Genomic DNA, 23,914 nt, shown 5'->3' with positions numbered 1-23,914 from the left:
GTTCACCCCGGCTCGCCGATCGCGAGCGTTGCAGCGCGGAGCGGATTCATGCGCCGGGGAAAGCATTGTTTGCCTGCCCGATGAGGGGTGCCGAACAATCTTGCCGCCACGATCCTGGTGCCAACAGGCCTCGGTGGGCAAGCGCCACGGGGACCGCTTGCCCTTGGGAACCGCCGGGACGGGTCACACGTCCGTGTGACCCGTCCCGGCCTGCTTGAAGATCGGTCTCAGCCACTGCTGATGATCGCGGCCAGTCTCGTGATCCCGTCCCCTGTTGATCGGCCACCTGCGAAAGGACATCCATGCGCACGAGCTCCGGGACCGCCGAATTTCGAGGACAGATGAACGGCAGAGCAACGCGTCACGCATGGCGTGGGGCAACCAGGCTCAATGCCATGAGGCGCGGCATCTCACTTCTGGCGCGAGTAACCGCCGCGACCGTGGCCTTCGCCACGGTGACCGCCGCGCCCGCCGTGGCCGCCCAGCCCCGCGCGTGCACGCTCAATGGCTGCTACGGCATCTGGGGCACCGGCTCTGGCCGATGGATCGCTGACGGCGACAAGATGGTGATCTGCGATGGGTACGCCGATGGATATTCGATCCGCATCAGAGCCCACATCAATTACACGGACCAGCCGGACAAGTGGCACACGAGCGGTGCCGGAGAGTGCACTGAGCGTTCTTACGGAGATGTCGGTGAGGGTCTGATAGTCGTCTTCTACGCGTGCCTGGGGAAGCAGAGCACCGGCTACATCCTCCACGATTCGTGTGGCGCTGTCGCCTACGGCACCACCTGATGGGTTGTTCATCCTGCCCAGGCCGGCTGGTGGACCGCATTCGAGTTGCAGGCCAAGAGCGCGCCTGTGCCAAGGCCGGCCGCACGTGGCGCTGCACCTCCTGGTTCTGATCCCTGCCCCGGTGGCCCGGCCAGACACTCAAGGCCCACAAGAGCGCAGAGCACCAGCACAGTGTGCGTGGGCCCAAACCGTCCAAGCCGCACCCACCGCGCCTGAAAGACCGTCACGCCTCCAGGCCCGTGACGGCCCTTGAGGAAAGAGCGGCACCGCAGCGGTTGCCGCCCGATGTCGATGGAGGGATGAGCTGTGGCGGAAGTCCCGGACGAGGGCGAGGGGAGCAGGCGGGCTCGGTTGCTCATGGAAAAGGTGCATCTCGGGGAGTTGGACCGCGCGGCCGACGCCCTGCGCGCCGAGCGAGAGGCCATCGCCATCTACCGGCGGCTGGCCGCGGTCTCCCCCGAGCTCTACCTGACCGAGCTCGCCACCTGCCTGACCAGTCTCGGCGTGACCCTCTCCGAGCTCGACCGGCATGGCGAGGCGTTGAACGCCGAGGAGGAAGCAGTCTCTGTCTACCGACAGCTGGCCGCGGCCTCCCCCGACGACTACCTGGCCGACCTCGCCGATGCCCTCATCAACCTTGGGACGACTCTGGCGGAGCTGGACCGGCCGGCCGACGCCCTGCGCGCCGAGCGAGAGGCCATCGCCATCTACCGGCGACTGGCTGCGGCCTCCCCCGGCCGTTACCTGGCCGACCTCGCAGACGTGCTCGCCGACCTCGGCGTGACCCTGACCGAACGCGGCCTGCCGGCCGAAGCGCTGCCCCTGGCGAAAGAGGCGGTCACCATTCATCGGGAGCTGGCCGCAGCCTCCCCTGAGCAGCACCGCGCCGGCCTCGCCCATGCCCTGGCCGGCCTCGACGTCGTCATCTCCGCGCTCGGCCGCGACGAGGAAGCACGCCGATCGCCAGCGCCTCGCCCGACTGCCGGCGATGGCCCCTGAGCAGGTCCGGCACGCCCGCGACCTGCTCACCCGACCGCAGAACACTGTCTCCTCCATCGCGCCTACTCGGGGTCAGCGGCTCCACTGTCTATAAGTACGTCCCCGAACTGGGGCTAACCCCCAACAACCCACGAGAGGACGAAACATATGCGTACAGCGATCACACTTCTGGCCGGCGTCACGCTGGCCGGTGGCCTGCTGGCGGTTCCCGCCCAGGCGGCAACCGGATCCAGCGGAGCCGTCGTCGAGCTCAAGAACGTCGCCACCGGCATGTGCCTGGCGATCGGCCACGGCGAAGCGCGCAAGGGCAAGTCCGCCATCCAGTGGCCGTGCACCCATGCTCCGGAACAGCAATGGCTGATGTCGTCCGATGGGTACCTGGCCAACGCCGCCACCGGCATGTGCCTGGCGATCGGTGGCGGCGAAGCGCGCAGGGCCAAGTCCGCCATCCAGTGGCCGTGCAACGGCGGGTGGGCGCAGCGCTGGAAGCCCAAGCGGCTGTTGCGAGTCAAGGGCGTCCCGGAGGACGAGCTCCGGGCGTATCACTTCATGAACGGCGCGACCCAGATGTGCCTGGCGATCGGCCACGGCGAAGCGCGCAAGGGCAAGTCCGCCATCCAGTGGCCATGCAAGAAGGGAGGCAGCGAGCAGGCTTGGCAGATTACCAAGGTCGGCTAGGCGGTGTCGCTGCCGGGATCAGGTAGGAAGCACGGAATAGACCTTGGGGCGGCGCTACTCCTCCTCGGCCCGCTGCTGCGCCGCCCCGCCACAGCGCGACCGCACCCGACCAGCAGATCGGCCGCATCGCCGCCACCGTGCCGCGCGTCACCGGCATCGACCAAGCCCGCGCGCACCCGGACGACTTCGACCGGTCGCCCGTTCCTGTGACGGGCGCCCATGGCACCTGCTTGGGGTGAGGGTTGGCGGGGCGGCGAGGAGCTACTCGCCGATGACGCGCAGGTTGTAGGCCGCTTTGAGGTCGGGAATCCAGTCGTCGAAGAAACGGATGCCGTGCGGCTCGCCAAGGCGATTCAGCTCGTCGAGCCCGATCGACCCTTGGCTCAACCGGTCTCCGAAGTCCTTGAAGAAGAGCTCGAATCCACCCGGCGTGTACACCTCGATGATGCGTGCAGGCTCGGGTCCCGCGTTCCACATGGTGTGGGGGACCCGGCGCGGCTTCAGCACCCAGCAGCCGGGTGTCGCCTTGACGATCTCGTCGCCAACCCGGGCGTGCATTTCCCCCTCGAGCACGTAGAGCCAGACATCGTTCTGGTGCACGTGTGGTGGTAGGAGAAACCCCGGCTCGAACGGCTGCTCGATGATCGAGACGGCCCCGTTCGTCTCCTCGCCGTAAAGCTTGATGACGACCCCGCTGGCGTCGTCGCCCTCGTCCCTGGCGATCAGCGTCTTGCCCTTGATGAGATCAGGCATAGCACACCCCCTTGGCTATCTTGCCGCGGCGGCGTAGCCGCAACCCAGCCGCTCACGGGGTGAATGTGCGGGGCGTACATCGTTATGCGGCGTGCGCTTCGAACCACACTGATCCGAGGTCATGGCCGGGCGTGAGGCGGACATCCGCTGCCAGGCGGCGCAGCAGCGCGATGGTCGGAGTGGTGCCGCCTTCCTCGATGCACTCGATCTCATCCTCGGTCATGCCTGCTCGATCGGCGACCTCGGTCACGCTCAGGCCGAGGGCCACGCGCCGGTCGTACAGGGCCTTGCCGAAGGCCAGCGCCTCGCGGATGGCGATCCGTTCGCGATCGTCATCTCACGCGGGAGGACGCTCCCAGCGGGTGTGGTAGCCAGCCATCACACCTGCCTTGCGAAGGTCTCGGTCACCGGACCCCAATGATCACGCTCGCAGATCTTCTGCGCTCGAACGTTACCGAGCGGCGTGCTGAGCGGCAGTCCGGGGCGGCCCGCGTTGTGGCGTGGCCAGAGTCTGTCGATCGTGATAGGGCCGAAAACCTCCACCTTCGCGTTCGGGATGACTAAGATCACCGCTGGAGGCGTCCAGGTGCCTGGTGGCCCTCCCGGTCTTCAAAACCGGTGGCGCCGAGTATCTCGGCGCGGCGAGTTCGATTCTCGTCCGTCTCCGCCAGATCACACCCCCTGGAGCGCCGTGAGCATCGACGAGTTGCTGGCTCAGACACGTGGCGGACTACGTCGCCTGCTGCCTGCCGAGGCCTGGGCCGTGGCGGGCAGCGCCGATGCCTTCATCGTGGACACGCGGCCGGAGTTTCAGCGTCGAAGCGGTGGCGAAGTGCCCGGCGCCATCGTGATCGAACGCAACCATCTGGAGTGGCGGCTTGATCCGCTCTGCGACGCGCGGATCCCCGAGGCCACCTCCGCAGAAATCCAGTGGATCATCCTGTGCGACGAGGGCTACTCCTCCAGCCTCGCCGCGTCGTCCCTCAGACAGATCGGGCTGCCGAACGCCACTGATGTGATCGGTGGCTTCCAGGCATGGACGGCGGCCGGGCTCCAGGTCATCCGCCTCGCCACCCCCACCCGCCCACGAGGTCCAGGCGAGCCTGCCCGCAGCGAGCTCACACGTGGGTGATCGCGACCGCAAGTCACGTGGATCACGGCAAGTCGACCCTGATCCGGGCACTCACCGGGATGGAGCCCGACCCCTGGGCCGAAGAGCGACGCAGGGGCATGACCATCGATCTCGGCTTCGCCTGGACCACGCTCGGGTCGGGACGGCAGTTGGCGTTCGTTGACGTTCCTGGGCATGAGCGGTTCGTCTCCAACATGCTCGCCGGTATCGGCCCGGCTCCCGCGGTCATGATCGTGAGCGCGCCACAGTGCCTCGACATCCCCCGGGTCTGCGGACCGCATCGCCCATTCCACCATGTGACCGGGGGTCGTAGGGACTGTACGGTCCAGGTGACAAGCTCTGGGGCTAAGCCCGGCTAGGTATTGATCTGCAGGACCCAGATCGAGACGTGGCCGGCTCGGTGAGAGGTTCAGCGGTCGTCACGGCTGCCGCGCTGCGACGCTGAGGTCGGCGACCGCCGCGACGACCTGGTCCACTTCCTGTTCGGTGTTGTAGTAGTGCGGCGACAGGCGCAGGCACCAGTCGATGTCCTTGTCGCCGAAGTCGAACTGCGCGAAGTGGCGGAAGCTGAGCGCCGAGTTGATACGGCGTGCGTCCATGGCGGCCTTGAACGGCTCCGGCTGCCAGCCGTCGATGGCGAAGGTGACCAGGGCGCCCAGTTGCCGACCGTGGTCGAGCACGCGGACTCCCGGCAGATCGGCGAGCCTGTCGCGCAGGCCGGCGGCCAGGGCGGGGGTACGGCGGGCGATGGCGTCCATGCCGACCTGGCGGGCGTAGCGTACGGCGGCGGCACAGCCGAGGACGATGGCGTAGGGGAACTCCCAGTCCTCGAATCTGGCTGCCGTCTCGACGGGCTGGTAGCGGCCCGGCTCGACCCAGCGCGCGCCGTACATGTCGATGAACAGCGGCTCGTAGCCGGCGCGCAGGACGCGGTCGGACACGTACAGGAAGCCAGAGCCGCGGGGGCCGCGCAGGAACTTGCGGCAGGTGGCGGTGAGCAGGTCGCAGCCGATCTCCGCGACGTCGATCGGGTACTGGCCGACCGACTGGCAGGCGTCGACCAGGTACAGCAGATCCAGTTCGCGGCAGAGTCGGCCGATGTCGGCGACGGGCTGGACCAGGCCGGAGTTGGTGGGGATGTGGGTGGCGGCCACCAGCCGGGGCCGGTGCTCGCGCATCAGGGCGGCCATCGCCGCCACGTCCACCCCGCCCTCGGGCGCGTCAGGAGCGTGCACCAAACGCACGCCGAACCTCTTGCTCAGCGACAGGAAGGCGATCTGATTGGAGATGAAGTCGTTGCGGGTCGTGAGGATGACATCACCTGCCTCGAACGGGATCGCCGACAGGGCGGTGGAGAACGCGTGGGTGGCGCTACCGGCGAACGCGATGTTCTCGGGAGCGCAGTTGATCAGGGCAGCGGTCTCGGCGTAGAACTCGCGGACTTGCTCGGCGCGGGCGGCCGAGGCCTCGTAGCCACCGATGCTCGCCTCCAGCTGCAGGTGGTCGACCATCGCGGCCAGCACAGGCGCGGCCAGCAGACCGCAACCGGCGTTGTTGAAGTGCACGACGTCGCCGACGCCGGGGGTGTCCGCGCGCAGGGCCGCGACGTCCAGAAGCGATTCTGGGGAAATCCTGGAAGCGCTATTATCGGTTCTCATGTCAGACAGTAGCAGTTCTGCGGAGTTGGCGACCCGGATGCGCGCGGTGGTCGACCGGCTGGCACCGGGTGACCGTCTGCCCAGCAGCCGCGAGCTGATCCGGCGCTACCAGGTCGGCCCCGCCACCGTGTCACAGGCGCTCGCCACGCTCGCCGCCGAGGGCCTGGTGGTCACCCGTCCAGGCAGCGGCACGTACGTGGCAGCACGCGCCCAGCGGCGTGCCAATGTGGCCGACACCGCCTGGCAGACCGTCACCCTCGCCGACCGGACCGTGGACACCCGAATCCTCACCGGCGCCGTCGGTGCGTCACCCGCGGGTACGATCATGCTGGATGGCGGCTACCTGCATCGATCGCTCCAGCCCACCCAGATCCTGACCGCGGCGCTGGCCCGCGCCGCACGCCGCCCCGACGCCTGGGACCGCGCCCCCGCCAGCGGCCTGGCGGCCCTGCGCAGCGTGTTCGCCACCATGGCCGGCGGCGGCGTGAGCGCGGACGACATCCTGGTCACGGCCGGCGGGCAGAGCGCCCTGTCCATGGCGTTCCGGGCCATCGCGGCGCCGGGTGACCCCATCCTGATGGAGTCGCCCACCTATCCGGGAGCGATAGCCGCCGCCAGGGCAGCCGGCCTGCGCCCGGTACCGGTGCCGATGGATGCCGACGGCCTGCAACCCGACCTCCTGGCCGACGCCTTCGCCATGACCCGCGCACGCCTGCTGTACTGCCAGCCGGCCTATCACAACCCCACCGGCACCGTGCTGGCGCCACAACGCCGCCGACAGATCATCGATGCGGCCAGGGCGGCGGGGGCATTCGTGATCGAGGACGACTTCGCGCGGCACCTCGGTCACGGCACGCCGGTGCCGCCGCCCTTGCTGGCCGACGATCGCGACGGCACCGTGGTCTACTTGACCTCGCTCACCAAACCGGCTGCGCCGAGCCTGCGCATCGGTGCCCTGGTGGCCCGAGGCCCGGTGATGGAACGCCTGCGCGCCACCCGCCTGGTCGACGACTTCTTCGTCACGCGCCCGCTCCAGGAAACAGCGCTCGAACTCCTCAGCTCTCCCACGTGGGAACGGCATGTCCGTTCTCTCGCCGCAGCCCTGCGGGAGCGGTGCGGAGCGCTGGCGGCCGCGGTCACGCACGAACTTCCCCACTGGACCCTCACCTGCATCCCCACAGGCGGACTGCACCTGTGGGTCCGCCTGCCGTACGGCACCGACGACACCGTGATCGCCGACACGGCCCGTCAGCACGGCGTCGCCGTCAGCGCCGGTAACCGCTACTTCGCCACCGAACTCCCGGCGGCCTACCTACGCCTCGGCTTCGCCGCCACCGCCGACCGCACCGAGCTGATCGAAGCCGCACGCCGACTCGCGTCCGCCGACGAGCACGCCGCCGGCACGCGCAGTTGATCGCGAAGGGTTTGAGCAATACGCAGATCGTCACGTCGTTGTTCATCGGCGAGACGACCGTGAAGACGTATCTGAGCTCTCTGCTCCGGCCCGGCCTGAGTAGGGGCTACTCATGCGTGAGCGCGCTATAAGCCGGACGCTCCTCTGCAGGGCAAACCCTCAGGAGGAACGACCGTGGGCGTCAAACGTGGAGCGAGAACGTGGCAGGGGCGGCTTGCGTCGTGGCGCCGGCTGCTCACGCTCGGGGCGATCGGCGGGCTGCTCGTCGCCTTGATTCCGGTATTAGCCACACCGGCCGCAGCGGCGGCCCCGACCCTGTCGCTGACCTTTTCCATCGACTATCTCCTGCAGGTCGAGGACCCGGACAGCGGGGGCGAAGGAGATGGGGACTATTTCCCGAGAGTCAAGATCGCAGACGGGCCCCTCGAGGTGGGCCCGCGGATCCAGGACGACGAATTCGAACCCTTCGGCCTGCCCGAGGCGCCCAACGGCTGGCGCTTCACCAAGACGGACCTGCCCGGTGACAAGCCGACCGTGGAGATCACCGTCACCCTGTGGGACTGGGACGACGGCCTCAACACCAACGACGACAGGATGGACATCAGCCCCCAGCGCAACGATCTCGAACTGAACCTCGTCTACGACCTCCGCTCCGGCTCCCTGTCGGGTGACGGCATCGTCTTCGGCACGCCCTGCATTCACACCCAAACCGGCCAGCCGAAGGGCCAGAGCTGCGTCGAGGGCAACGGCGACCACGGTTTCCCCAGGGACAACGACGGGAGGAAGACCAGGCTCGGCATCACCGTCTCCACCGTGCTGCCCGACACCGACCACGACGGCATCCCGGACATCATTGAGCTTTCCGGGGTACGCGACCGCAACGGCGCGGTCATCGCCGACCTCCCAGCGCGCGGCGCCGACCCATGCCGTAAGACGATCATCCTGCAGACCGACTTCATGGCCGACGCCAGGCACTCCCACCGGCCCAAGGATGGCGCGATCACCCTGGTCAAGAACGCCTTCGACGCGGCGCCGGTCAAAGCGGAGAATCCGTGCCCCTACCCGGGGACACACCGGGACGGCGTCGACTTCATCCACATTCTGGGAACGCAGCTTCCCGAACAAGCGACCATGGGCCTGAACAACAACAACGACTTCCGCAATGCGCGCACCGCCAACTTCCCCGCGGAGCTGGCCCCGTACGCACATTATGCGATCTTCGCGCATGACATCATGCAGGGCAGCGGATCCTCAAGCACGCCCGACCCGGGAACGTCGGGGCAATGCTGCGAACCCACCAGAGACAACAACAAGGACTTCATCGTCACCCTTGGCTCATGGCGAACCATGTGCGTGGCGGACTTCGGCAGTGACTACGCCGGCGACGGCATGCTGCAGACGACGCGCGCCGGCGACGACACGGTGATCGGAACCCAGATCCACGTGGGCCCTGACCGCACCTGCAACACGACCAGCTCGCACCCGACCGACCGGCAGGTGCTCACCCCCAATACGGGCGCCGACGACGCCTGGGTCGGCACCGAACAGGACCAGGCCGGCACCATCATGCACGAACTCGGGCACGCGCTGAGCCTGCAGCACGGCGGCGACACCGGCGAGAACTGGAAGCCCAACTACATCAGCGTCATGAACTACTTCTTCCAGACGGGGATTCCCAACAGCCCGCCGCCGCTGCTGGTCGACGAGCTGCGGGACTGGAAGAAGGGGGCGGTCCGCCTCGGCTACTCGAGCGGGAAACTTCCCGAGCTGAAGGAGCCCCAGCTGAACGAGGCGGACGGGATCAAGGACGGCACCGACTACACCTTCTGGTGGCATGACAACCCCACCGCGGGCGGGCCCAGGCTGTTGCGGTCGGACATCGGCAACGGGCCGCTCAACTGGAACGACAACCGCGACGCCGCCGGCAGGCCGATCATCGACGCGGGCACGGTGGACGTGGACATCAACGACAACAAGGGCAGTCCGCCCCTCAAGGATCACGACGACTGGTCGGCCGTCAGGTTCCGGGCGGCACAGTCCCCCGACACCGACGGGCCCGCTTGCAGTAGCTACTTCACGACCACGAGCCCGTCACTCTGCGCCGGCGCGGGCGCGGGCGGCGAGCCGGCAAAGGAGCTCGACTTCGACACGGCGGTACGGCAGGAGCTGTCCTTCTTCAACGAATACGACCCCGACATCGCCACGACGAAGACCGTCGACCGGTCCGACGCCGAGCCCGGCGACACCCTGAACTACCAGGTGAAGCTGGACAATGTCGGCACCGGCGCCGCGACGGCGATCGACCTGACCGACACCCCGCCCGGCGGCGGCACCCAGTCGCGCCAGGTGCCCTACCTGGGCGCGGGACTGTCCAGGACCGAGACGTTCAGCTATGCGATCCCCTGCGACACCGCCAACGGGACCGTCCTGCCCAACACGGCCACGGCGACCGCGCGCGACACCAAGGGCGGAGCCGAGGCGAACACGGCCAACAACACCGCGACGGCCACGACCACTGTGCATGCCCCGAAGCTCACCCTGGACAAGAGCGCGCCGCCGACCGTCAACGCCGGCGAGGCGATGACGATCGATCTGAAGGTCACCAACGTGGGCAGCGGCACGGCCACCAACGTGACCCTCACCGACACCCTCCCGTCCGAGGTCCACTACAGTCAGGCCCTCGACCAGGGCACGGGGCCCAAGCCCTCGTCCGTGACCGCCAACCCGGACGGCACGACCACGCTCACCTGGTCGCTCGGATCGCTCGCCGGCGGCGCGAGCTCCGGTGTCCAGTTCACCGCCCGGCCCAGCCTGCTGTTCGTCGCCGGGAACGAGATCCCCGACTCCGCCACGGCCTCGTACGGGAACGGGAACGGCTGCGTCTACGAGCCGGTGACCGCGACGGCCTCCACCAGCATCACCGAGGTCGCACCCACCCGAAACCCATGGCCACAGCTGTCCTGGCAGCTGCACGCCGACCGGCAGACCACCGAACTGCTGGCCCGTATCCAGGCGACCGACTCCCGCTTCGACGGAGCCGACGGCTCGGCCCCGGACGGCGTCCTCACCCGGGCCGAGGTGAAGGCGGTCTTCGCCCTGTCCATCAGCCAGTCCGACCTCCTCCGCGCCCAGCTGCTGACCACCTACCTCAACCTGGCTGACCGGCGGATCAACGCCGCGACGAAGATCGTCTCGCTGGTCGCCGCCGCGCTGGAACTGAGGTCCGTGGGCCAGGCCGCCCGCCACGCGCAGGCCACCCTGCGGCTGCCGGACAACCTCACGAACCTGCTCCGGTACGGCAAGGCGACGACCGTACTGACCGAGATCAACCTCAACCTCAGCGAACGCTACTGAGCCCAGGACAGGCCCGCCGCGACCGTCCGCGGCGGGCCACCCGCATGTGACCTGTGCGATCCCCGGCCGGGAGCGACGAATGCGGGCAGAAAGGGAGCCGATGCGGCGTCCATTTTGATGGCTTTGGGTGCATCCATATTGGACGAAACGATAGTCTCCATCGGAGATCCGGGATCTTCGAGCGTGGATTCGATCTTTTGGACGGTACCCGTTGGCTGCGATCTGGTTCGGTGTCCTGGGGCCGCTTGAGGTGAGGGCGGACGGGCGCCCGGTCGGGTTGCACGGCCCCCGTCAGGAAAGGGCGCTCGCGGCGCTGCTGCTGGAGGCCGGCCAGGTCGTCACAGTCGACCGGCTGCTCGACAGCATGTGGGAGAACCCCCCGGCCACCGCGCGGCGGCAGGTTCAGGATCTGGTGACGCGGCTACGGCGGACGCTCGTGGGTGCCGGAGCGGCCGACGACCTCATCATGACGGTGCGAGGGGGATACCTGCTGCGACCGGCCCCCGGCTGCCTGGACTCCCAGACCTTCGACGAGCTGGTCACGCAGGCGCGGCAAACCGCGCCTGCCGATGCCGCCGCGGCCGCCGCCACGTTCCGGCGGGCGCTGCTGCTGTGGCGGGGCGAGCCGCTGACCGGCGTGGGCGGTCCGCGCTTCGAGAACGCCGCCAGAGCTCTGCAAGAACGCCAGATGGTCGTCTGGGAAGAGTGCCTGACGCTGGAGTTGTCGCTGGGCCGCCATCAAGAGGTGATCGTGGAGCTGCTGGCGCTGGTGGACCGGCACCCCTTCCGGGAATCCCTGGTCGGATTGCTGATGCGGGCGACGGCCGAGGCGGGCCGGTTGGCCGACGCGCTGGAGATCTATCGTGGCCTGCGGGCGCGGCTGACCGGCAAGCTCGGTCTCGACCCCGGCCCGGAGCTGCGGCGACTGCATGACGCGCTGCTGCGGTGCGAGCCCGGCCCCGGTGACGGGTCCCCGCTCTGGGAGCCTGGCCCCAGTGACGCGCCCTCGCCCAGGGAGCCGGTGACCGGCCGTGCCCCGGCGATGCTGCCGCTGGACGCGTACGGATTCACCGGGCGCGAGGCCGAACTCGCCTGGCTGGACGGTGTGCTGGCCGGGGCCGGACGGCAGCCGACCGCGGTGGTCGTCTCCGCCATGTGGGGCACCGCGGGCGTGGGCAAGACCGCTCTGGCGGTGCACTGGGCGCACCGGGTCCGCGACCTCTTTCCCGACGGACAGCTGTACGTGAACCTGCGGGGCTTCGATCCGGACAGGGCGGCGATGACCCCGGCAGAGGCGGTGCGAGGGTTCCTGTCCGCACTCGGCGTGGCGGCGGAGCGGGTCCCGGCGACCGTCGAGGCACAGGCAGGCCTCTATCGCAGCCTGCTGACCGGGCGCCGGGTGCTGATCGTGCTGGACAACGCGCACGACGCCAAGCAGGTCCGTCCCCTGCTTCCCGGCTCCTCCGGCTGTGTGGTGGTGGTGACCAGCCGCAACCAGCTGCCCGGCCTGGTCGCCGCAGAGGGTGCACACCCGCTGCCGCTGGACCTGCTCCCCGCCGCCGAGGCCCGGGAGCTGCTGGCCCGCCGCCTGGGCGCGGATCGGGTAGCCGCCGAGCCGAAGGCGGTGGCGGAGATCATCGCCCGGTGCGCGCGGCTGCCCCTGGCGCTGACCGTCGTGGCCGCCCAGGCCGCCGTCCAGCCGGGCTTCTCCCTCGCGTCCGTCGCCGGCAAGCTGGGCGCGCCCGCCGGTCGGCTGGACGCGTTCGACGTCGGAGACCCGGCCACGCAGGTCCGGGCGGTGTTCTCCTGGTCCTACCGGATCCTCGGCGAGGATGTGGCGCGGCTGTTCCGGCTGCTCGGGCTGCATCGCGGCCCGGATCTCGGGGTGTCCGCGGCGGCGAGCCTGGCAGGCGTCCCGGCGTCCCGGGCGCGTTCGCTGCTGGCCGAGCTGACCCGCGCCCATCTCCTCATCGAGCACGCGCCCGGCCGCTACGCCTTCCACGACCTCATGCGCGCCTACGCCGGCGAGCTGGTTCACGCCCACGAACCGGCCACCGAGCGCCAGGCCGCGCTCCGCCGCCTTCTCGGCCACTACCTCCATGCCGCAGAGGCCGCCAACCGGCTGCTCAACCCACACCGGGAGCGCATCACACTGGCGCCGATCCCGCCCGGCGTGGTTCGTGAGACTTTCGGGGATCACGACGAGGCGCTGGCCTGGTTCGCCACCGAGCACGCGGTGCTGCTCGCGGCCGCGGAGCAGGCGGCCGAAACCGGGTTCGGCACCCACGCCTGGCAGCTGGCCTGGACTCTCACCGACTTCCTCGACCGCCGGGGATACTGGCGCGACTACGCCGCCGTCCACGCCACCGCACTGGGGGCCGCGAGGCGCGAAGGCGACCAATCCGGGCAGGCCCATGCCAGCCGCGGCCTCGGCTGGGCCTGCACCCGGCTGGCGCAGTACGACGAGGCCCACACTCACTACCAGCGGGCCCTCGATCTGTACGGCCGGCTCGGCGACCGCACCGGCCAGGCTCACACCCACGGCCAGCTGTCGAGCATGTTCGAACTGTGGGACCGGCACCAGGACGCTCTCCGTCACGCCCGGCAGGCACTCGATCTCTACCGGACCACCGGCAACCGGTCCGGACAGGCCCGGGCCCTCAACTCGATCGGCTGGTTCCACGCCCTGCTCGGCGAGTACGAGAAGACCCTCCTCCACTGCAGTCAGGCCCTCACCCTGTACGACGAAACAGAAGACCCCCACGGGCTTGCGACCACCATGGACAGCCTGGGCTACGCCCATCACCATCTCGGCCAGTGGGAGCAGGCCATCACAAGTTACGAGCGATCCCTGACCTTGGCCCGCGAGGTCGGACACCGCTTCCATATGGCCGAAACGCTCCTCCACCTCGGCGACACCCACCAGAGCGTCGGCGAGATCGGCGCGGCCCGCCTGGCGTGGCGGCAGGCCCTGACCGTGTTCGACGAGCTGGACCACCCCGATGCCGGTCTGGCCCGGGCCAGGCTGGCGGCGCTCCCAGTGAGCTGACGAGCCGTTTCGCCGGATCCACTGGGGAGCTCGGCCGACTTGGCCGCACCGAACTCCGGAACGGCGAGTGGCGAGGATCCTACGAGGACGAAACGAGGACCCCGGGCTCTAGCGTTGCTGCCTGTCTCGGACAGCGATCGCGCTGTGCGAAGACCTGTGACACGTATCGGCACGACCTCGGGGAGCAAGCTCAGATGCGACTGCGTAGAACGATGGCGGCCATGGCCGTCACGGCCATGTCCGTGGCCGGCATGGCCACGATGACGGCGCCCGCGTCCGCGGCGACGGCCGGCTGCTCAGGGACGCGGATCGCCAAGGTGCCCGTCAAGGGAGGCCAGACTCCGGCGGAAGTCGGCTACTTGGAGGTCTACGTGTACGCCAGGATGATGTGCGCCCGGACGGTGGCGTACAACTCCAAGGGCACCCAGTGGATGTCCGTCCGCCTGAATGACGGCCTGGACAACAAGCGGGACACCTGCTGCGGCCGCCCCAGCCCGACCGACGCGGAGTGGAAGGTGGGCTGGGACGCCGTCGATTCCGGAAGGTATTCCTCCTACGCCGGGCCGGCGATGGACTACGACAACGGCAGGGTCAGAGTCCACGGCTATATCAAGAAATACGGCATCATGTACACCGCCCGGTGGGTCGGCTAGGCACACCGATGCCGTCGGAGTTGCTGTCCTTCACGGTCCCGCACAGCCCTCGACGGGTGTGCCAAGGTTGCCTGTGTGGCCTTCTTGAACGGCATCAACACCGTCGTCAGCATCATCGTCGGTATCGCGGGGATCATCGGCTCGCCTTCACCGTGAGCAGACACCCTCTCGGACATGGGCGGGCCGGCCCGGCGCCGTCGCCGGACCGGCCCGGTTTCCGACCTCAGTACTGGTCGTAGTCGCTGTGACGGTCGTGACCGTACCGGTCTCTGTCTTCGTGCTTCTTGTGGTCACGGGAGAAGCGGCCCCAGTCGTGGTCGCGGTCGAAGAGGTGATGCCGGGCGAAGGCGCGCGACACCAGCTTCCACTTGCCGTCGACCCACACGAAGAAGTGGTGGCCGTCGAACCGGAAGCGCTCGCCGTTGACGAAGAAGACCCGGTCGTGGTGCCGGTCACCCGGCCGCTCGCCATAGCTGGTGGCGACGGAGTGGCTGTGGTCCCGGTGTTCGTACGTGGCCGCTGAGGCGGCTCCGCTCGCGCCGAGGGTGACGCCGCCCGTTACTGCCACAGTGGCGGTCACAGTCGCCACACGCCTAGTGATCTTGGACATCGTGGTGTGCCTCCCTAGATCCGCACGCCGCGCCGGCGGCTCCAGACGATCAGCGTGCTTCGTTGCGTGTATTGCGCCCGGTATTACGCACCAAATGTCCCGTATAGCTTCAAATATCGGGCTATGTGATTTTTGTCATGAATAACGGAATTGTGAATCCCTTTGGGGGTCTCGTTCGTAGCACCGCCGATCGCGAGGTCCCCGCGTCTGTCTCCGCCGTCGCGCTCAACCTGATCCGCCTGGACGCCTGGTGGAACGGGCACCCCCAAGACCGGACCCGCACAAGTCACCTCGCCCGGCGGCTCAAGCCTGATGTCTGGCCAAAGCTGCGGCGGAGCCGTCGATCAGCACTCCAACGCCATGCTCGAAGGCTTGTTCGCCGAGCGGACTGCCGCCCTCGCGGATCGCCGCGATCAAGGTGGCCGAGGTGCCGCCGTCAAGCAGTTCGGCCAGCGCCAGGAACTGCTCCGCCGGGGTCCGCGTATCCTCCTGACGCTCAGCCTGCTCCTGGAGGACGAACCCGGTGACATAGCGGGAGATCGCCGCGATTGTGTGGAGCGCCAGCACCGGGGTGAACCCGCAGCCGACCATGGCGGTCAGCTCCTGATCGAACAGCCTGATCGCAGCGGGCCCCAACCGGGCGTTGGCGACCACGCGGGCCCCGTCGCGGTAGGCCAGCAGCACCCTGCGGTAGTTGCGGGCCCGGCGGGTGAGCCAGTCCTGCCAGGATTCGCCGGCGCGGGGCGGCCCCATCCCGCCGGCCAGCAGGATCGCCTCGGCCATCTGGTCGAGCAGCTCCTGCTTGTTGCGGAAGTGCCAGTAAAGGGCGGGTGACTTCACGCCCAGCTCCGCGGCGAGGCGGCGGGTGGTCAACCCGTCCAGGCCGACCTCGTCGAGCAGCTTCAGCGCGGCGCTGACCACCGTGTGCCGCGTCAGCCCTTGGCGCGGTGCCGGCGTCGTTTCGTCCATCGATTGACATTTTAGCGCCGCTGAGGCACCTTATCAGCGATAAGGCATTAGCAGTGATAAGGAAATGGTGCGGGCAGCCGGCGCGACACCGGGGGTGACAGCACGAGCGCGCCCGAACACCACCGCGTGCCATACGGCGCCAATGATCGTTGGACCATCAGGCTCGGTTACAGACGGGAGAGAAATGTCCAACCTGCCACAGCAGCAACTGACCAGGGCTCTGCTGGCGTGCGGCATGTTAGCCGGGCCGCTGTTCCTCCTCGTCGTCATCATCCAGGACTACACCCGCCCTGGCTTCGATCCCCGCGTGCACCCGCTCAGCATGCTGAGCCTGGGCGAGCTGGGGTGGATCCAAATCACCAACTTCGTGGCCACCGGACTGCTGAACGTCGCGTTCGCGGTCGGGCTACGACGGGCTTTGCACCCTGGCCCCGGCGGGACCTGGGGGCCGTTGCTGATCGGCGCCTACGGGATCGGCCTAATCGGCGCCGGGGTCTTCGTCTCCGACCCGGCGTGGGGCTACCCGCCCGGGGCGCCGCAGGGCCTCCCTGAGGATCCAAGTTGGCACTACGTCCTGCACGGCACCGCCTTCATCGTGGTGATGGGCGGGCTGATCGCGGCGTGCTTCGTGTTCGCCCGCCGGTTCGCCGCACAGGGAGCGCGTGGGTGGGCTGCCTACTGCGCCGCCACGGGCGCGGCGCTCCCCACGCTCTACGCACTGGCGGCGGCACTGTCGGACCGCGGCGAGGATCCGCAACCCTTGAGCCTGCTGCTGCGCGCCATGGCTTTCCTGGGCTGGGGATGGGCCTCGGTGCTCGCGGTGCGACTGCGCAGCACGCATGGCTCAGCTCGAAAGGACGCACACGCAGGCGCGACCGCATGACACTAGCGACCAAGGATCGCTAGGGCACACGCCGCGGCCGCCTGCCCAGCACCACCACCAGCCCCGTATGGCCGTGCCGGGGCTGGTGGTGTCCGGGGCTTGGGAGTCCAGCCGCCAGCCCGTCCTTAAAGGGGGCCGCACAGCGTGGTGGCAGCCCTGGTTACGGCTTGAGAACGACGAAGTGCACCGCTCTAGTCGTTGGCACAGATCACGTACGCGCGGACGAACCAGTCTCTGCTGTTGCCGTCCCAGTCTTCAACCGCGGTGGTCACGACGGTGTCGCTCCCCGGGATGAGCTTCTCGATGCCGGTCTCGCCGCCGCCGTCCATGATGTCGAACCCGCTGCCCAAGGCTTGCTTGCCTGGACAGTGGGCGTAGGTGCTGTCGTTGTCGTCCGAGGTGATCGGGCCGTCACCGTCACGGGAGACGATCTCCAGCCCGGCTGGCCGGTTCTCGGCACAGATCGCGTACGCCCGGATCTTCCAGTTGGCGTTGAGTCCCCGGTCGTCCTCGATCGCACCGACCGCGACGCTGGTCGCCGACGGGATCATCTCGTCGATGACCACTTCCCCCCGGGCTCCGTCGAGCTGGGCCCCGCTGCCGAGCACGTCGTAGCCGGCGGGGCAGGGAGCGGTTACCACCTTGCTGTCGTCAGGGTCGAAGTTGCTCTCTCTGGAACTGATCACCGTGGCCCCGTGCGGGTTGCCGCAGAAGGCCCACACCCGGAGCCGCCAGTCATCCCCGGTCCCGGTGTTGTACCGGGAGCCGTACTCGTAGGCGTAGGCGTTGACCGAGTACGTGGTCGGCACCACCTGATCGATGACGACCTTGCCGCGCGCGCCGTCGAGGTCGGCCCCCACGCCCAGGACCCGTTTCCCGTCCGGGCAGGTGACGTCGATGCCCTTGTCGTCGGAGTCGTAGCCGGTGGACTGCTCGACGAACTCCAGGTCGGGAACGTCGGCCGAGGACGGGTTCGCCAGCACCGTCATGCCGGCCGCGGCCGGCATCACGAGGAGAGTCACGAGGATGGCCCGCTTGCGCACGGTGAGGATGCTCGCTGTTGAGGTGTTCAAGGAAACCCTTCTCAAGGGTTGGGGGCGCGGGTGTCTCCCCACTCTGGGAGGAGCACGTCCCTGACTCCCATCACCGTCGGCCCCAGCCTCGCGCTGCTCCACGCCTATTTACCTGCTGGCCCGGTATTCCCGCGCACAGCGCACCAGGTCGGGGTGTGCTGGAACGACGTCTAACCCACTTCTCGGCTTGGATGCGGTCCTCAGACCAATCTCGGCGGCTTCTTTAGAACGCTGCCAGCGACCCACCGACCGCTCACTCACTCGCAGATCCCGAGCGATCCGTTCCCCATAAAGTGCCGAGCCGCGGAGGTATGCCGGGGGTATATCCGCACGCTGCTTTCCTGCGGTTTCCTTGTGCTGAGGCGGACGTCACTGCGACTCTTTCCCCGGTCTCGGATAAGAAGCCGTCATTCCCTCACAGGAAAGAGCCTCCATGAAAAGCATGCGGGTGGTCGCAGTGCTCGCCATCGCCGCCACAGCGCTGTTCACCCATTCGGTGGCAGCCGGTGCCGCGTCCCTGGACCTTTCGAAGGCGACCATAACCGCCAAGGCCAAGGCGATCACCAAGGACACGATGTCCAGCTTCGACGAGTGGGCCCTCATGCGGAAGAACAAGAGCCAGACCTGGGTCGTCCAGTACAAGTTCAGCTGGACTACTGACGGTTGTGACTACAGCCCGGACAAGCCAGGGGGTTTCGATTTCAGAACCCCCTGCGCGCGTCACGACTTCGGTTACGCGAACACCAAGCACCTCGTCGGCTCCACCCAATGGAAGAACACTTACAAGTTGCAGGTGGACAAGGCGTTTCTTTTCGACATGAGCAACGTGTGCCTCAAGGCCTCATCATCCGCGAAGAGGAAGACCTGCCTGACCCTCGCGGGAACATACTACAAAGCCGTCAGGGCGGCCAATGCGTAATATCAGCCCCGCCTGTGCCGCCAAACGGTCCTTCATGAAGGCGAACGACAGTAGTAGGCGCGGCGGATGCTGAACGGGGCAGCCGAGCCAGCTCCGTCAGGGCCGGTTGTTCTTGCCGTCCAACCACAGCGTGTCGGACTCGTCGCGATGGGAGCCCGAACTGCCGACGTGCTTGGCGTCGATCCTCGGCCCCTTTTTGATCACGTGCACCAACGCCATCGCGTGCCCACGCCCAAGGTCGTAGTCCTGCTTCAGCCAGTCGATGATCACTCCGGCTTTCACGGACGGGTCGTCAAAGCCGCGCTCTTTCGCCAGAGCGATGAACTCGCGTGGTGTCAGTCCGGTCTTGTCCTCGATGTTGTCGAGGTATGCCTGGAAGGACATGGGTGTCTCCATTCTGCGGGGGGATCCCGCCCCGTAGCGTCCGATTCATAGGTCACCCGCCCCAGCAGCAGGTGTCCGCCGCAGGACGACCGATGCCGCGGCCGCGGACGAGCGCTTCAGCCCTACCGGCTGGAGAGCACCAAAACGACGATCAAAATCAGCAGGAGCGCCAACCAGCCGCACGCGATCGCCAGTAGCGCGATCATACAGCCCTTTCCGTTCCATGGCTGGGGGGCGGGGCCGAGGGCGCCTCGGGAGTAGGCCCACAGGGGGGCGCGGTATTCGAGTTCGAGTGCCATTCCGGGCTGGAGCCAGACCGTCAGGTCCGCAGGGCCGATCCGTGCGGGGAGTAAATAAGGCAGGTGGACGTGAAGGTGGTACTGGCCGGGAGGAAGCGGGATCGTGTTGAGGCCCCATCGGCCCAGCATCTGGTGGCCATTAAGGATGATCTTGGGTGTGATCATACCCAGCATGAAGCCGAGCCAATGCCGCTTCACCTCGAGGACGAGATGCGCCTGCCCTCCGGAGGGAACAGGTTGCGGCGGCTGGCTCCATGGGGTGTGCGGCGCGGGCGGATGCATGGCGCTCATGCTATTGCGATCAGACCTCTTACGATCGATCACCCGGGAGAGGCACCGGTGACGTCCGGGGGTGCTGTTGATCAGCTGATCTTCACGTAGTCGGTCATGCCCTGCTTGTCGCTGTTCATCCTTACGTACCAGATCTTGCCGGCGCTGTTTGTCCACCCGGTCCCGGTCACGGACTTGTCGCAACCGGAGCTGTTGTACTTGTTCCATATTGCGACTTTGCCGTGATAGATGTAGGCGCGGGGGCCGGACCGGTCGCACTTCGTGTCCCTGAGCGTGAAGCTGACGAAGTCCTGGCGGTAGTAGGTTTGGGAGCCGGACGTGACCTTGCAATCCCGCGCAACGGCGCCACTGATCTTCGCCCAGCCGGTCGAGTAGCTGAACGTTTTCGAGCTCTTACAACCGGAGACGCTGGCGGCCGAGGCCGCGGGAGCGTTGATGGACAGGCCGGTCAGGGCGACCAGGACTCCGGCGGCGATCGCGGTGGCCCACTTCCGTCGACGCAAGTTCATCTTCACGAAGGAATCTCCTACTAGCTCGCTCTTCGAAACCGCTCACTTTCAAGCAGTGCCGATCACCATACGAACCTCCGGTATAGCGTCGGTATGCTCACGCTTCGTGACCGCGGTTCACGGTGCCTTCGACGAGTCCGGAGCCCAGGGCGGAACCGTGTGCGAATCCTCACATCGAGTACGACTCGTGGGCGGGGGTCGTGAGTCAGTGGTAGTCATGATCATCACACCAATGGCCATCGAAAGGATTTTCGTGCGCACACGCAAGCTTGCGACCCTCCTGGCCGGCGCGGCCCTGGCTGCCTCTACCACGCTGGTGGCCGGCGCCGCCCCGGCCGGCGCAGCTGGACCCTGCGGCAGCAGTTACTCCCGGGTCGGTGTCTACAGCATCGGCATCGAAAAGTACGGGTACCGTACGGGCATTCTGGAGGTGTACTACAGCTCCAGCACCGGCAAGAACTGCGCCGTGACCTACGGCGACGGCCCCTACGCCAACACCACGAGCTGGAAGGGCGTCATAATATCCAGAGGCGATGGCAGCGGGAAAGACACCGACGCCGACAACTACAAGTACTACGCCGGCCCGGTGTACGTCTCCGCGCCCGGCCAGTGTATTGACGTAGAAGGAATCTCACCGGCGTGGACGAGCGTCAAGCTCAACAACGTGCACTGCGGCTGAACCTCTTGTGACCAGACCGGGTGGCCTCCAGGGGGAATGTGGAGGGCACCCTGTCCCACACCAGCACGATCGGCGCGAGTCGTGGAGAGCCTGAACGAGAACCAGTGAACTTCTTGATCGGACACGGTCTCTAATCCGGTGTTCGATCTATGAAGGGAACCCCCGTGCTCATGTCCGCGAAGACGATCGTCGCCGCATCCCTCCTCGCCGCAGGAACGCTCGCCGCCGCCGCGCCCGCGCAGGCGGCCACCGAGACGCCGCAGAGCGTTTGCGGCAACGGTTTCCGTGTGGTGAAGGACGGCGTCCGGACGATCAAGGACAGGCAGGGCCGCCAGCTCGGCAAGGTCTTTCTGCTCTACAACAGGAGGACCGGCTACAACTGCGTAGTGACGTTCCGGACTCTGTTCGACGTTGCCTACGCCAAGGTCCGGATGGGCGCCACCTTGACCGTCCAGACCACCACTCCTCCGCTGACCTCCTCCAAGACGACCTCGGGCGTCTACAGCAGGCACACCAAGCCGACGAAGCTGTTCGCGCGTGGCCTGTGCGTCAAGTACTCGGGCACCATCCAGAGCCCAGACTCGGCCTGGGTGGGGAAGGGCGGTCGCGACGAGTGGGGTAACTGCGGCAGGTGACCCGCTTCGGGGCGGGGTGCTCACACCGCCCCCAACGATCGGTCATGTGTACGGCGATGGCCAGCGGGAGACCGTGCTCGGGCGGCGTGCTGACCCGGAAGAGCGTCACTCCGGCGAACACCGGATTCCATTGGTCGGACCTGGTCGCCGTTCCGGGCACCGGCGCGGCGCGCACGTCCGGCCCGCTACGGCCCCGGTACCGCGCTCGCGCCGACTCGCAGGCGCCCGGTGCCGCAGGGCGCACCATCGTGCGAGCGGGCGGGCTCTCGTGCGGACGGGCCGCCCGTTGTGCGGTCGGCCCGAGCCTCGCGTCGGTGGGTGGTGGTTTCGGTTTGTGCGGCGCGTCAGGGGGTGGTGGCGGCTTCGACGCGCTCCTGAGCGAGACTCTCCGTCGGTGACTGCGCCCTGGTACGGCCGAGCTCGGGCAGGAGGGACACCATCCCGAGTACGGCCAGCCCGACGCCTAGCCAGAGGGGAGCCCGCAACCCGAAGCCGTCGATGGCCAGCCCGCCGACCGAGGAGCCGACGATCACCCCGAGGGTGATGAAGGAGGCGTGGACGGTGTTGACCAGTGGCCCCGGGTTGCCGATGCGCTGGATGCGTACGGCCATCGCGGGGTTCATGGTCACTCCAACCAGCCCGACGCCCAGCATGGCGATCACTGCGGGAACGCTGAGGTGGGCGAATATTGCGAACCCGGCCAGGAAGATCGTGTTGAGGATCAGCCCGGACAGCAGGACGCTGGTGGTGTGTTTGTCGGCCAGGCGGCCGACGATGTAGTTCCCGATCACGGTGGCTGCGCCGTACGCGACGAGGAGCAGGGGAACGGCCCCCGAGGAGAACCCGGTGACCTGGGTGAGGATCGGGCTGAGATAGCTGAAGGCGGCGAAGGTCGCGCCGATGATGAGGGTGCTGGTCGACAGCGCCAGCCACAGCCGGCCGTTCCTGAAGACCGCCACCTCCTGCCGGAAGTTGCCGTTGGCGCCGTCAGCACGCCCGAGCCTGGGAACGCCCATCATCGTGGCGAGTGCGGCGATGACGGTCAGGGCGCCGACGGCCCAGAAGGCGGCGCGCCAGCCGAGCTGCCCGCCGATCAGTGTGGACAGGGGCAGCCCGAGCAGGGTGCCGAGCATCAATCCGTTCAGGACGATGGCGAGGGCGCGGCCGCGTACCTCTGGGCGGCTCAGCTGGACCGCCACCGAGATGGCGACTCCGAAGAAGGCCTGGGAGGCGACTCCGGTGATGACGCGTGCGAGCATCATGATCGAGTAGGAGGGCGCGAGCGCCGCGAGCACATTGCCCACCAGAAAGATTGCGAACAGCAGCATGAGCGCGGGTTTCGGGCGTATCCGTACCAGCGCGACGGTCATCAGCGGCCCGCCCGCCGACATGGCCACCGCGAAGGCGGTGATCAGATAGCCGATTTGGGAGATGGTCACGCCGAGTCCACCTGCCATCTCGGGCATCAGGCCTCCGACGGCGAACTCGCTGGTCACCATGGCGAAAATGCCTATGGCCAGGACGTAGACGGCTCTGGGCAAGGGGAACTCCTTTTTTGCATCAATCGGTGTAGAACTTGGGCATGAAAAGGCAGACGTCAGGCCAGGGCGTCCATGGCCGTGGCCGCGATGGCCTCGATGGTGGCGTCGTCGGCGCCGCCCTGAGCGGCCACCCGGATCCCGGCGATCACGGCATTGACGAACCTGGCGAGTTCGGCGGGATCGCGGGTGGAGCCGATGGTGCCGTCGCGCTGCCCGCTCTCGATGACGGCACTCAGGTTGACGACTCGGCGCTCGGTGTCGCGGGCGAGCATCAGGGCGATCTCCGGGTCGCGGCCGGCGAGCTCCATCGTGGTGTTGACGGTCAGGCAGCCGAGGCCGTGGCCGTCGCGCCTGTTCGCGGCTTCCGTCTGGAGGATCTTGGCGAACAGCGCGCGGATCCGCTCGATCGCCGGCAGCTCGTGATTGTCAAGGATCCGCAGCTGGTCGGCAGTGGTGGCGTCCATGTAGCGGGTCAATGCGCGTTTGAACAGCTCGCGCTTGTTGGTGAAGGCGTTGTACACGCTGCTGCGGTCCAGGCCGAGCGCCTCGCACAGGTCCCTGGTCGAGGTCGACTCGTAGCCGTTCGCCCAGAATGTGCGCATCGCAGTGTCCAGGACCCGGTCCTCATCGAATGA

Annotated in this window: 25 protein-coding genes and 1 tRNA gene; 15 read left to right on the top strand and 11 right to left on the bottom strand. The window is 67.8% G+C overall.

What is annotated here, in order from left to right; genetic code table 11:
* The first annotated feature begins 395 nt into the window (after positions 1-395).
* The 3 genes from Q9G87_RS28430 to Q9G87_RS28420 all read left to right on the top strand — a co-directional run bounded on the left by Q9G87_RS28430 (position 396) and on the right by Q9G87_RS28420 (position 2,474).
* Entirely contained in the window at positions 396-797 is a 402-nt protein-coding gene (locus tag Q9G87_RS28430; RefSeq protein ID WP_305919549.1) for a hypothetical protein, read from the top strand.
* 306 nt (positions 798-1,103) lie between these two features.
* On the top strand, positions 1,104-1,796 hold the full coding sequence (locus Q9G87_RS28425; RefSeq protein WP_305919548.1) for a tetratricopeptide repeat protein: 693 nt from the start codon (positions 1,104-1,106) through the stop codon (positions 1,794-1,796).
* 147 nt (positions 1,797-1,943) lie between these two features.
* Positions 1,944-2,474, top strand: coding sequence for an RICIN domain-containing protein (locus Q9G87_RS28420; protein ID WP_305919547.1), 531 nt, complete (start codon positions 1,944-1,946; stop codon positions 2,472-2,474).
* 261 nt (positions 2,475-2,735) lie between these two features.
* Here the strand turns inward: Q9G87_RS28420 and Q9G87_RS28415 are convergent, their stop codons facing one another.
* The gene (locus tag Q9G87_RS28415; protein ID WP_305919546.1) at positions 2,736-3,227 is read right to left on the bottom strand and encodes a cupin domain-containing protein; all 492 of its coding nucleotides are present in this window, start codon (positions 3,225-3,227) and stop codon (positions 2,736-2,738) included.
* An 82-nt stretch (positions 3,228-3,309) separates the two neighbouring features.
* Positions 3,310-3,510 (bottom strand): helix-turn-helix domain-containing protein, encoded by a 201-nt coding sequence (locus tag Q9G87_RS28410; RefSeq protein ID WP_371825844.1) that lies wholly within the window; start codon positions 3,508-3,510, stop codon positions 3,310-3,312.
* Positions 3,511-3,801: 291 nt separating this feature from the next.
* On the opposite strand from Q9G87_RS28410, the gene Q9G87_RS28405 reads away from it, so the two are divergent.
* The 3 genes from Q9G87_RS28405 to Q9G87_RS28395 all read left to right on the top strand — a co-directional run bounded on the left by Q9G87_RS28405 (position 3,802) and on the right by Q9G87_RS28395 (position 4,718).
* Positions 3,802-3,897, top strand: a tRNA-Sec gene (locus Q9G87_RS28405).
* A gap of 21 nt (positions 3,898-3,918) precedes the next feature.
* Positions 3,919-4,359 (top strand): rhodanese-like domain-containing protein, encoded by a 441-nt coding sequence (locus Q9G87_RS28400; RefSeq protein WP_305919545.1) that lies wholly within the window; start codon positions 3,919-3,921, stop codon positions 4,357-4,359.
* The gene (locus tag Q9G87_RS28395; protein ID WP_305919544.1) at positions 4,263-4,718 is read left to right on the top strand and encodes a GTP-binding protein; all 456 of its coding nucleotides are present in this window, start codon (positions 4,263-4,265) and stop codon (positions 4,716-4,718) included. Before Q9G87_RS28400 ends, Q9G87_RS28395 begins: the two co-directional genes overlap by 97 nt.
* 60 nt (positions 4,719-4,778) lie before the next feature.
* Here the strand turns inward: Q9G87_RS28395 and Q9G87_RS28390 are convergent, their stop codons facing one another.
* Positions 4,779-6,017 carry an aminotransferase class V-fold PLP-dependent enzyme gene (locus tag Q9G87_RS28390; RefSeq protein ID WP_305919543.1) on the bottom strand — a complete coding sequence of 413 codons (1,239 nt, stop codon included), beginning with the start codon at positions 6,015-6,017 and terminating at the stop codon, positions 4,779-4,781.
* Here Q9G87_RS28390 and Q9G87_RS28385 point away from each other — a divergent pair.
* The 5 genes from Q9G87_RS28385 (at position 6,016) to Q9G87_RS28370 (ending at position 14,487) form a co-directional block, all read left to right on the top strand.
* Complete coding sequence (locus Q9G87_RS28385) at positions 6,016-7,431, top strand: aminotransferase-like domain-containing protein (RefSeq protein ID WP_305919542.1); 1,416 nt, start codon at positions 6,016-6,018, stop codon at positions 7,429-7,431. The two genes, Q9G87_RS28390 and Q9G87_RS28385, sit on opposite strands and share 2 nt — an antisense overlap.
* Positions 7,428-7,562, top strand: a complete 135-nt coding sequence (locus Q9G87_RS60810; protein ID WP_371825838.1) for a LuxR C-terminal-related transcriptional regulator — start codon at positions 7,428-7,430, stop codon at positions 7,560-7,562. Before Q9G87_RS28385 ends, Q9G87_RS60810 begins: the two co-directional genes overlap by 4 nt.
* Positions 7,563-7,605: 43 nt before the next feature.
* Entirely contained in the window at positions 7,606-10,785 is a 3,180-nt protein-coding gene (locus tag Q9G87_RS28380) for a CARDB domain-containing protein (protein WP_305919541.1), read from the top strand.
* 211 nt (positions 10,786-10,996) lie between these two features.
* A complete protein-coding gene (locus tag Q9G87_RS28375) occupies positions 10,997-13,834 on the top strand; it encodes an AfsR/SARP family transcriptional regulator (RefSeq protein ID WP_305919540.1) in 2,838 nt (945 codons plus the stop codon).
* Between the two features lie 194 nt (positions 13,835-14,028).
* Positions 14,029-14,487 carry a hypothetical protein gene (locus Q9G87_RS28370; protein ID WP_305919539.1) on the top strand — a complete coding sequence of 153 codons (459 nt, stop codon included), beginning with the start codon at positions 14,029-14,031 and terminating at the stop codon, positions 14,485-14,487.
* A 223-nt stretch (positions 14,488-14,710) separates the two neighbouring features.
* Here Q9G87_RS28370 and Q9G87_RS28365 read toward each other — a convergent pair whose 3' ends face one another.
* Positions 14,711-15,097: a hypothetical protein gene (locus Q9G87_RS28365; RefSeq protein ID WP_305919538.1), complete on the bottom strand. Its 387-nt coding sequence runs from the start codon at positions 15,095-15,097 to the stop codon at positions 14,711-14,713.
* Between the two features lie 303 nt (positions 15,098-15,400).
* Entirely contained in the window at positions 15,401-16,066 is a 666-nt protein-coding gene (locus tag Q9G87_RS28360; RefSeq protein ID WP_305919537.1) for a TetR/AcrR family transcriptional regulator C-terminal domain-containing protein, read from the bottom strand.
* Between the two features lie 184 nt (positions 16,067-16,250).
* Between Q9G87_RS28360 and Q9G87_RS28355 the strand changes: the two genes are divergently transcribed.
* Positions 16,251-16,949 (top strand): DUF998 domain-containing protein, encoded by a 699-nt coding sequence (locus Q9G87_RS28355; protein ID WP_305919536.1) that lies wholly within the window; start codon positions 16,251-16,253, stop codon positions 16,947-16,949.
* 191 nt (positions 16,950-17,140) lie between these two features.
* Here the strand turns inward: Q9G87_RS28355 and Q9G87_RS28350 are convergent, their stop codons facing one another.
* Entirely contained in the window at positions 17,141-18,022 is an 882-nt protein-coding gene (locus Q9G87_RS28350; RefSeq protein ID WP_305919535.1) for a hypothetical protein, read from the bottom strand.
* Between the two features lie 433 nt (positions 18,023-18,455).
* Here Q9G87_RS28350 and Q9G87_RS28345 point away from each other — a divergent pair, with 433 nt between their 5' ends.
* Positions 18,456-18,941: a phospholipase A2 gene (locus Q9G87_RS28345; protein ID WP_305919534.1), complete on the top strand. Its 486-nt coding sequence runs from the start codon at positions 18,456-18,458 to the stop codon at positions 18,939-18,941.
* A 96-nt stretch (positions 18,942-19,037) separates the two neighbouring features.
* Here the strand turns inward: Q9G87_RS28345 and Q9G87_RS28340 are convergent, their stop codons facing one another.
* The 3 genes from Q9G87_RS28340 to Q9G87_RS28330 form a co-directional block, all read right to left on the bottom strand.
* Positions 19,038-19,325, bottom strand: a complete 288-nt coding sequence (locus Q9G87_RS28340; RefSeq protein WP_305919533.1) for a DUF4287 domain-containing protein — start codon at positions 19,323-19,325, stop codon at positions 19,038-19,040.
* A 122-nt stretch (positions 19,326-19,447) separates the two neighbouring features.
* Positions 19,448-19,906, bottom strand: coding sequence for a hypothetical protein (locus Q9G87_RS28335; protein ID WP_305919532.1), 459 nt, complete (start codon positions 19,904-19,906; stop codon positions 19,448-19,450).
* 80 nt (positions 19,907-19,986) lie between these two features.
* Positions 19,987-20,430 (bottom strand): hypothetical protein, encoded by a 444-nt coding sequence (locus Q9G87_RS28330; RefSeq protein ID WP_305919531.1) that lies wholly within the window; start codon positions 20,428-20,430, stop codon positions 19,987-19,989.
* A 247-nt stretch (positions 20,431-20,677) separates the two neighbouring features.
* Between Q9G87_RS28330 and Q9G87_RS28325 the strand changes: the two genes are divergently transcribed.
* Complete coding sequence (locus Q9G87_RS28325; protein WP_305919530.1) at positions 20,678-21,103, top strand: spore-associated protein A; 426 nt, start codon at positions 20,678-20,680, stop codon at positions 21,101-21,103.
* A gap of 149 nt (positions 21,104-21,252) precedes the next feature.
* Entirely contained in the window at positions 21,253-21,738 is a 486-nt protein-coding gene (locus tag Q9G87_RS28320) for a hypothetical protein (protein ID WP_305919529.1), read from the top strand.
* Between the two features lie 344 nt (positions 21,739-22,082).
* Here the strand turns inward: Q9G87_RS28320 and Q9G87_RS28315 are convergent, their stop codons facing one another.
* Entirely contained in the window at positions 22,083-23,279 is a 1,197-nt protein-coding gene (locus Q9G87_RS28315) for an MFS transporter (protein WP_305919528.1), read from the bottom strand.
* Between the two features lie 56 nt (positions 23,280-23,335).
* Complete coding sequence (locus tag Q9G87_RS28310; RefSeq protein WP_305919527.1) at positions 23,336-23,881, bottom strand: TetR/AcrR family transcriptional regulator; 546 nt, start codon at positions 23,879-23,881, stop codon at positions 23,336-23,338.
* Positions 23,882-23,914 lie beyond the last annotated feature (33 nt).

Origin of the sequence: Nonomuraea turcica (assembly GCF_030718205.1) — a bacterium.
Taxonomy (GTDB): domain Bacteria; phylum Actinomycetota; class Actinomycetes; order Streptosporangiales; family Streptosporangiaceae; genus Nonomuraea.
Note: the sequence above shows the minus strand (reverse complement) of the source record. Positions and strands in the feature narration are given on the sequence as shown.